Origin of the sequence: Mucilaginibacter lappiensis, from assembly GCF_900155965.1 — a bacterium.
In the GTDB taxonomy this organism is placed as follows: Bacteria; Bacteroidota; Bacteroidia; order Sphingobacteriales; family Sphingobacteriaceae; genus Mucilaginibacter; species Mucilaginibacter lappiensis.
The window spans coordinates 1-9,375 of the sequence record NZ_FTMG01000032.1 but is presented as its reverse complement, the minus strand read 5'-3'; the positions used below and the strand labels follow the sequence as shown (position 1 = coordinate 9,375).

The window sequence follows — 9,375 nt, the reverse complement described above, 5'->3', positions numbered from 1 at the left end:
AGCGTACCGGACTGTTTTCCAATCCTACAAATACCTTACGCGAGCCGATATCTATACCGGCTGCATGATGATGCATCTTTTCCATCCTGTTGACTTATCGTTAATAAGCCGTGCCCGAAGGAGTGTAAAGAAAAAGACAGGCTACCCATCGGACAAACACAGTTAGTGTTGTACCATACCCTTAGACTCATTGCTTCAGAACCATACTCAGGGACAGGCAAAAATGCACTATAACTTAGACGGCCACACTGCACGGCTTTGCAAAGATAATGTCATTGAACCCTTAAAGGCCCCCGGATTTTAAAACTCAGGGTGACGCCCTTGTTTACTTGCCGGCTACTGCCTATTCAACAAAGCCGCGAACTTATTGCCATAATCGTCCAGTTGTGCCTGATACTGATGATGCAGGGCGGTTTCCTTGTAGTTTTTAGTAGTATCGGCCAATCCGTTCAATACATACAGCTGAAACTGCACTTCGTTGGAATTCAGCGCTTCGGGTTTATTTTGCAATAGCGTATAATTATAGGCCAATTGATCGGTCAAATAACTATCAATACCTTTTACATAGCGGTTGGCCAGTTCCTTATCATTCAGTTTATAGGCTACCTGTGCCAGCATCAGTTTACGGTGGGCCGAATCGATATTCGGGTTGATGTCCGGCATTTCCTGATCAAACTTGTGCAGCACATTCAGCGCCAGGTCGTTCCGGCCATCTTTAATCAATCCCTGGGCCAGGTCGTGGAAGGTGGTTTCCATGAAAGGGTAAAACTCGGTTTTGGCAATAGGGTCAAGATACCGGGCATATTTAAAGTTGCCGAATTTAAACTTGGTCATTACATTGTTATACATAACCTGGCTGTTTACCTTGCTCAATTGGTTTTGTACAGATGTATCGGCCTCAAACGGTATCAGGTGATAAACAAAACCCTCTTTGTACGCATATGGATGCAGACCGCCCATACTTTCGGGTCCGAAGCCAAGGCTAAAGCAGATAGGCCTGCGCCAGTTATTATGGGCGATAACATCCATAATGGCCAGGTTATCCTTAAATATATAATTAGTGGGGTATTTCCACTCCATCTCTTTGGTTAGTTTATCTTTTTGTTGCGCCGTAATTACTCCGTTCTTCAGCACTTCATCGGGCTTGATAGTTAGTTTAAAGTTTTTGGTGGGTAGATAGTTCATGGTTTCACCGTTCTGATACTGCACTTTGGTTCGGCTATCATCCGAGGTAATAAAATCAAACACGTCCTTTACATCTACAGATCCGGGTATCTTGGCATCGTTATAAGCAATTACATCACGTGTGCCTAATCTGTATTTTTCAAAGGGCATGGTTAATGGTAAAGGTGCCGATTGATTCATCGGCTTATCCATCTGGTGTATATACCAGTCCATCCCCAGCAAACTGTTGCATACAATGCGCACATCGGGCCTGATACCTTCCACCTCCTGATCATACCAAAGCGAATAGGTATCATTATCGCCGAAGGTAAACAGGATAGCATTTTTTGGGCAGGATATCAGGAAATTGTAGGCCATATCATGCGGGATCATTTTGGTGGACCGGTCATGATCCCCCCATTCCTGCCGGGCCAGCAATACGGGGGCAACCAACAGACAGGTTACCACCGATGCCAGCGCCGCGCTGCGCGCGTTTATCTTGCGGCGTGCGGCATCATAAAGAGCCAGCACACCCAATCCAATCCAAATAGCAAAAGCATAAAACGAGCCTACGTAGGAGTAATCGCGTTCGCGGGGTTGCAGGTTAACCTGATTCACATACAACACAATAGCCAGACCGGTAAAAAACCAAAGCAGGGCTATAATGGTGGCATCGCCCCGGCGTTGTTTAAAATGATAAATCATTCCTAATAAGCCAAGCACCAATGGCAGGGCATATAAAGGGGTATAAGTGTTTGAATTGATGATAGATTTAGGCAGATGACGGGCCCCGTCAAATATGCCCGACGTCCAGTTACCATCGGTCGACGCTGTGCTGGTTTGCCCGTCCAGATCGTTATACCGGCCAACAAAGTTCCACAGAAAATAGCGCCAGTACATCTGGTACATCTGCCAGCTCAGCATCCATTTCATGTTATCGGCAAAGGTTGGGCTTTGCCCATCGGGCAGCTTAAGCCATTGCTTGTAGAATTGTACGTTTTGTGCAAAGTCCTGGTCGCCTTCGGTGCTGTGCATACGGGGCATAAGGGTATTATGATCAAACACATAATTCTGCTTTTTTCCATACACCTCGTAGCGGTTCCGCCCCTTGCGGTACATGGCGCTGCCTTCGCTTTGGTCAATTACTTTGGCGTCAAATTGCGCGCCGTAAAGCAGGGGATTATCGCCATACTGCGTCCTGTTGAGGTAGCTATTCAATGCAAACGCGTTATCCGGGTGCGTATTGTTCAAATTGGTATTGGCGGCAGCCCGGATAGGGGTATATATAAATGATCCATAGCCAAAATAGATAAAGGCCAGGCATACCAGTGCCAGGTTCAATGCCGTTTTTTTATGGCGGATGCTATACCTGATAGCGATAACCAATAACACGATAATGGCTACAAAAACAAACGCCGCGCCACTACCAAAACCCAGACCCAGGGTGTTTACAAAAAACAGATCGGAGTAAGCGGCTATTTTGATGGTATATTCCCGGATGCCGTATTGCACCAGGCCCAGGATCACAATACTGATCAGAAACACCACGATGCTGCTTTTTATGGTAGGACTCTTATACCGGTGAAAATAATAAACCATGCTAATAGCAGGTATGGTAAGCAGGTTAAGTAAATGTATGCCGATAGAAAGACCCATGATATAGGCTATCAGCACTATCCATTTATCGGCGCCGGGTTCATCGGCATGTGCCTCCCATTTGAGTATGGCCCAAAACACTACTGCTGTGCACAATGACGATAAGGCGAAAACAATGGTTTCCACCGCCGAAAACCAGAAGGTATCGGTATAAGCAAAGGCCAGTGCCCCTACCAGGCCGGCGCCCATGATGGCGATCATTTGCGATGAACTGATGTCCTCGTCTTTGGCCACCATCAGTTTTTTAGCCAGGGCGGTTATTGTCCAAAACAAAAACATCACCGTTACCCCACTCGCCAGTGCCGACCCCAGGTTAGTAAAATAAGGCACCTTGGTATTATCGCCGAAAGAGAGTAAGGAAAACAATTTACCCAGCATGGCAAACATCGGGTAACCCGGCTGATGCGATACCTGCAGGCGGTAAGCGCAGGATATAAACTCGCCGCAATCCCAAAAGCTAACAGAGGGTTCCAGGGTTAAAACATAGGTGGTAAAAGCAATCAGGAGGCAAAGCCAGCCAAACAGGTTATTGATCTTGTGGTAATGTATCATAAATAAGGTTGTAAAGTTTAGTCATATGTAACTGAGCACCAATTTCGGGGTAAAGGGTTAAAAATCCATGGACATTAACATACCTTAACATCTTTTAACACATTTTAACACATTGATTTTAAGTGAATAGCGTAAGATATTGATCAGCAGGCATTGCCGGAGTATATCATTGAGCATAAAATGTATAATTCGGTAAACTGAAAATACATCCTGTTAAATCACTAACTCACTAAATCAATAATTCAATAATTATTAAGGCGAAACCCAAAAATTTTCATACTTTTGTATCCCGTACACAAACAATTGGTACCACTTAAAAAAGGTGCCACTTTACACAAAATCATGACTAAATATATTTTTGTTACGGGCGGCGTTACCTCGTCGTTAGGAAAAGGTATTATCTCAGCCTCTTTAGCCAAACTCCTTCAATCTCGCGGTTATCGCGTCACTATCCAAAAATTTGATCCCTATATCAATATTGATCCGGGAACATTAAACCCATATGAACACGGAGAGTGCTATGTGACAGAAGATGGCGCCGAAACAGATCTGGACCTTGGCCATTATGAGCGATTTTTAAATACCCCTACTTCCAAAGCAAACAATATTACTACAGGTCGTATTTACCAAAATGTGATCAATAAGGAACGTGAGGGTGCTTTTTTAGGTAAAACCGTACAGGTTGTACCGCACATTACCGACGAGATCAAAAGAAATTTCCGCATACTGGGTGAAAGCGGCGAGTACGATATCGTGATCACCGAACTGGGTGGCACCGTAGGTGATATCGAATCGTTACCATACATTGAGGCTGTACGCCAGTTTAGGTGGGAAAATGGCTCAGGCAACTCTTTGGTTATCCATTTAACATTAGTGCCTTTCCTGGCTGCCGCAGGCGAATTAAAGACAAAACCTACCCAACACTCCGTAAAAATGCTGCTGGAGTATGGTATACAGCCCGATATATTGGTTTGCCGTACCGAACATCCACTTAACAACGATATCCGTAAAAAAATAGCACTGTTCTGTAATGTAAATATTAACGCGGTTATTGAGTCAATAGATGCATCAACTATCTACGATGTGCCTTTACTGATGCTGAAAGAGCAATTAGACAAAACGGTACTAACCAAGCTTAAACTCCCCCACAAAAACGAGCCTGACCTGGAAAGCTGGAAAGATTTCCTGGGTCGTTTAAAAAACCCTACTGCCGATGTGCGCATTGCTTTGGTAGGTAAATATGTGGAACTTCCGGATGCTTATAAATCTATCACCGAGGCGTTTATACACGCCGGCGCTAAAATGGAGTGTAAAGTAAGGGTTGAGTATATCCCATCGGAGCAATTAACGCCCGAAAATGCTATCGAAAAATTAAAAGGCATGCATGGTGTATTAGTTGCCCCAGGTTTTGGTGAGCGTGGTTTTGAGGGCAAAATACAAGCCATACGTCATGTACGCGAAAACAATATCCCGTTCTTTGGTATCTGTTTGGGTATGCAATGCGCGGTTGTGGAATTTGGCCGTAATGTTTTAGGCTTGGATAATGCCAACAGCACCGAAATGAACCCGGAAACACCCTACCCTGTAATCGGTATGATGGAGGATCAGAAAAACATCACCAACAAAGGCGGTACCATGCGCCTGGGCGCTTATGCCTGCGACTTGAAAAAGGGCAGCAAAGCGGCCGCCATATACGGAAAAACCCATATTTCGGAACGTCACAGACATCGTTATGAGTTTAATAACGATTATCTTAAACAATATGAAACCGCCGGTTTAACACCATCTGGCATCAATCCTGATAATGGCCTGGTAGAGGTTGTGGAGCTGAAAAATCACCCATTTTTCGTAGGTGCGCAATTTCATCCTGAATTAAAATCAACAGTTGCTAATCCACACCCACTTTTTATTAACTTTGTCGCCGCTTCGCTGGCTTATGCCCGCAAGAAGTAAATACAGATATTTATAACGCCTGGACGCGTTCTGAGTATACTATGAATTGAGCTAAAGCATCGTAACATACCTGCTGACGATAACTCTAAGCAATATATAGTGTATGAAGATGGCATCGATCTAAGCAACAAAGACAAAAAAATTAACAGTGATGATCAATAACTGACAAAAAACTGATCATTCGATACAATAGATAATGGATAAAAATACATTTACAGGATTATTCCTGATCATGGCAATTATTGCTGGCTCAATTTATTTTCTGAAGCCATCTGATGCCGAACTTAAAAAAGAGCGACTGGTACAGCAGCAGGACTCCATAAGAAAGGGTTTAGTTAAAGCAAAAACCGCCGCGGCAACAGCAGCAGCCAAAACAGATACCACTAAAGCCCAGGTAATTGATTCAGCCTTACTGAAAAGCCCTTTCGGAGCAGCCTCTGTAGGCAGCGAAAAAGTGGTAACCTTAGAGAACAAAGAGCTATTGGTAAAGCTGAGCACAAAAGGCGGTAAAGTTGCATCGGTTGAATTAAAGAACTTTAAAACTTTTGATAAAAAGCCGCTTATACTTTTCAGTGGCGATCAAAATCATTTTGGTTTAAATTTCACGGCAGGTAATACTCCTATCAATACCGACAACTATTATTTTACGCCAAGTGCACCTGAACTTAAAGTTGCCGAAAAAGATTCTGCTTCGGTTACCTTACGTTTAAGCTACAGCCCTACCCAGTACATTGACTATGTGTACAGCTTAAAGGGTACCGGCTATAAACTGGGCCTAACCATTAAGCCAACCGGGCTTGACGGCATCATCAATAACAGCGGCAACATTAACCTGAACTGGGCAGCCAGCCTGCACAAACAGGAAAAGGATATGAAGCAGGAGCGTCAGTATTCAACCGTATACTATTTTAATACCGAAGGACAGGTTGATTATTTGAGCGAAACCAAGGATGACCAGAAAGACATCAGCGATAAAAAAATGCAATGGGTTGCCTTTAAACAGCACTTTTTTTCAAACGCGTTGTTAGTTAAAAACAGCATCAGCCGTTCAAACATAAGCGTATCAACTGATGTAGCTGATACTGCCGACGTTAAACAAATGAAAGCCGACCTGACCATTGCGCGCAGTGCCGATGGCAGTGTACCTATGGAGTTTTACTTCGGCCCTAACCGTTATTCAACCTTAAAGGCTCAGGGATCTGACCTGCAAAAATTGGTTAACCTGGGTTGGGGACCGTTAAAATACATTAATCAATTTGCCGTACTACCGGTATTTAATTTCCTGAAACAGTTTAACTGGAATTATGGCCTGATTATTTTAGTATTGACCATTGTACTTAAGTTGGTATTATCACCGCTTACTTATAAATCATACCTTTCTATGGCTAAGATGCGTGTGCTGAAGCCGGAGATGGATGAGATCAAAGCTAAAGTTGGGGAGGATAACCCTACCCTTTTACAACAGGAATATTTAAAACTGTATAAAAAGGCTGGCGTAAACCCATTGGGTGGTTGTTTACCGCTATTGATCCAAATGCCGATAGTGATTGCCTTCTTTCGCTTTTTCCCAAGCTTGTTTGAGCTGCGTGGCGAAAGCTTTTTGTGGATGCATGACCTTTCGACCTATGATTCGGTGATCACCTTTGCTCCGATAGCTATATTGGGTGGTATAAGCCACATCAGCCTAATGTGTTTGCTGATGACGATATCAACGCTGATCTATACTTATTTTAACAACCAGATATCGGGTGCTACAGGCCAGATGAAATACATCGGTTATATCACCCCTATCGTATTCCTGGTTACCCTGAACAGCTATCCTGCCGGTTTGAACTATTATTACTTCCTGGCCAACATGCTTACCTTTTTACAACAATACCTGATTAAATTCATGGTTGATGATAAAAAGATCCATGCCCAGATCCAGGAAAATAAAAAGAAACCTGAAGAGAAGAAAAAGAAATCAGGTTTTGGAGCCCGCATGGAAGAAATGATGCGTCAGCAACAAGTACAACCTAAGAAAAAATAATTTTTTTGATTTTGGGACTTTGGGACAAAGGACTAAAAGACAAAGACAACAAAAAAAGCCCTGAAAGATGAATCTTTCAGGGCTTTTTTATATTAACGCGTCATTGCGAAGTACTAAGCTACAGCCCCACCCAACCCTCCCCGGAAGGGAGGGCTTTAAAATATTTTCCAAAGTCTCCCCTTCCGGGGGAGATTTAGAGGGGGCTTTCGTACCTCGCAATGACGCGTTTTTTAATCCTCTTATCTAAAAAAACACTAAAATAATTAGCAAAATATATTACATTTGAACTATGTATGCAATTGTCGATATCGAAACCACCGGGGGCCATGCCAGCGCAAATGGCATTACCGAAATTGCCATATGCATACACGATGGCAAAAAGGTAGTTAAGCGTTTCCAGTCGCTGGTAAACCCACTTAGGGAGATACCCGTTTATATCAGTGCCTTAACCGGTATCACTAACGAAATGGTGCAGAAAGCCCCTCCGTTTGAAGATGTGGCTGCTGATATTTACCACCTTATCCACGGTAAGATATTTGTTGCCCATAATGTTAATTTCGATTATTCATTTGTACGTTATCATTTAGCTGCGGCCGGTTACGATCTGCAATGCAACAAACTGTGTACCGTGCGCCTGGGTCGAAAAATATTACCCGGGCTGCCCTCCTATAGCCTCGGGCGCTTATGCAAGCACCTGGGTATCGATAACGAAAGCCGTCACCGTGCCGGTGGTGATGCCGAAGCCACAGCCGAACTATTTACCCTGCTGCTGAACAGCGATACAGAAGGTCATATTAAAGGAGCGCTGAAGCAGGGATCCAAGGAACAATTGCTTCCTCCGAATCTTCCCAAAAAAGACATTGACCAGCTGCCTTATATGCCTGGTGTATATTACTTTCATGATCAAAAGGGCAAAGTGATCTATGTAGGTAAGGCCAAAAGCCTGAAGAAACGGGTAAGCAGTCATTTTACCGGCAATAACCCCGGTTTGCAGCGACAGGAATTTCTACGAAACATACACCAGGTAACTTTCCAGATTTGTGGTACCGAACTGATTGCTTTTGTATTGGAAGCTATCGAGATCAAGCGCCTGTGGCCCAAATATAACCGCTCTCTGAAACGTTTTGAGAATGCCTACTGCTTATACGCTTTTGAAGATCAACGCGGCTACCTGCGCATAGCTGTAGACAAATACCGCAAATACAGCGACCCGATATATACCTGCAATTCTCTGCTTGATGGTTACAATCTGCTTAACAAGCTGATTGAGAGTTTTGAGCTTTGCCCAAAGCTATGTTTTATTCAAAAGAATCAGGACCTATGTACCAGCGTTGCGGGCAGTTCCTGTGCCTGCGAAGGTGTGGAAACCGTTGATGATTACAACCGCAGAGTAAATACCGCCATTGACCAATTAAAGCAAGCCTTACCTACCTATGCCATCCGCGATGAAGGTCGTACCGGCGATGAACATAGCTGCATTTTGGTTGAAAAGGGCCAGTTTTACGGAATGGGCTATATATCTCATTATTTTGATGCCGATAATATTCAGCAACTCAAAAATTACCTGACCCCATACCCGGGTAATGACTATATCAAGAATATTGTATCCAATTATGCCACACGTTATCCGGAACGGATGGTGGTGTTTGCTTCCTGATTAGGAAAGACATACCTTTAGATTAGCTTCAACAAGAATAAACGAGTTGTTATTATTGTTGAAGCTTTCTTTTTGCTTCTTTTTCTTTGTTAACAACTCCGATTTTTGTTAAAAAGATTAACACCGACAGAGGCACATTAAAAGACTTACCAGGCTTAAAGGCCTATACTTCGATTCAATCCTCTGTCAGTTTGTTTAAACAAGCATCAAATAGAAATTAGAGTTCTCAGGCTCATTAGTAAGGTATTGATTGTGTTTAAACAGGTTAATCTTGATTTATTAACAATCAAAAGCAAAGTTATGGAATTCACCTATTTCATCGGCACCGATGTGTCAAAAAACGAACTGGATTTTGCAGTGATGC

General features: G+C 43.3%; 4 protein-coding genes. 3 read left to right on the top strand and 1 reads right to left on the bottom strand.

Going from position 1 to position 9,375, the window contains the following annotated elements:
• Positions 1-336: 336 nt before the first annotated feature.
• A complete protein-coding gene (locus BW976_RS28750) occupies positions 337-3,372 on the bottom strand; it encodes a glycosyltransferase family 117 protein (RefSeq protein ID WP_221283475.1) in 3,036 nt (1,011 codons plus the stop codon).
• Between the two features lie 342 nt (positions 3,373-3,714).
• On the opposite strand from BW976_RS28750, the gene BW976_RS28745 reads away from it, so the two are divergent.
• The 3 genes from BW976_RS28745 to BW976_RS28735 all read left to right on the top strand — a co-directional run bounded on the left by BW976_RS28745 (position 3,715) and on the right by BW976_RS28735 (position 9,011).
• Positions 3,715-5,325 (top strand): CTP synthase, encoded by a 1,611-nt coding sequence (locus BW976_RS28745; RefSeq protein WP_076379138.1) that lies wholly within the window; start codon positions 3,715-3,717, stop codon positions 5,323-5,325.
• A gap of 196 nt (positions 5,326-5,521) precedes the next feature.
• Positions 5,522-7,354, top strand: a complete 1,833-nt coding sequence (yidC, locus tag BW976_RS28740; protein ID WP_076379136.1) for a membrane protein insertase YidC — start codon at positions 5,522-5,524, stop codon at positions 7,352-7,354.
• A 289-nt stretch (positions 7,355-7,643) separates the two neighbouring features.
• Positions 7,644-9,011 (top strand): exonuclease domain-containing protein, encoded by a 1,368-nt coding sequence (locus BW976_RS28735; RefSeq protein ID WP_076379134.1) that lies wholly within the window; start codon positions 7,644-7,646, stop codon positions 9,009-9,011.
• Positions 9,012-9,375: the final 364 nt, after the last annotated feature.

Bases quoted from the DNA above. Each gene is read 5' to 3' on its own strand.
- BW976_RS28735 (WP_076379134.1), top strand. From the start codon at position 7,644: ATGTATGCAATTGTCGATATCGAAACCACCGGGGGCCATGCCAGCGCA.
- BW976_RS28745 (WP_076379138.1), top strand. From the start codon at position 3,715: ATGACTAAATATATTTTTGTTACGGGCGGCGTTACCTCGTCGTTAGGA.
- BW976_RS28750 (WP_221283475.1), bottom strand. From the start codon at position 3,372: ATGATACATTACCACAAGATCAATAACCTGTTTGGCTGGCTTTGCCTC.
- yidC (WP_076379136.1), top strand. From the start codon at position 5,522: ATGGATAAAAATACATTTACAGGATTATTCCTGATCATGGCAATTATT.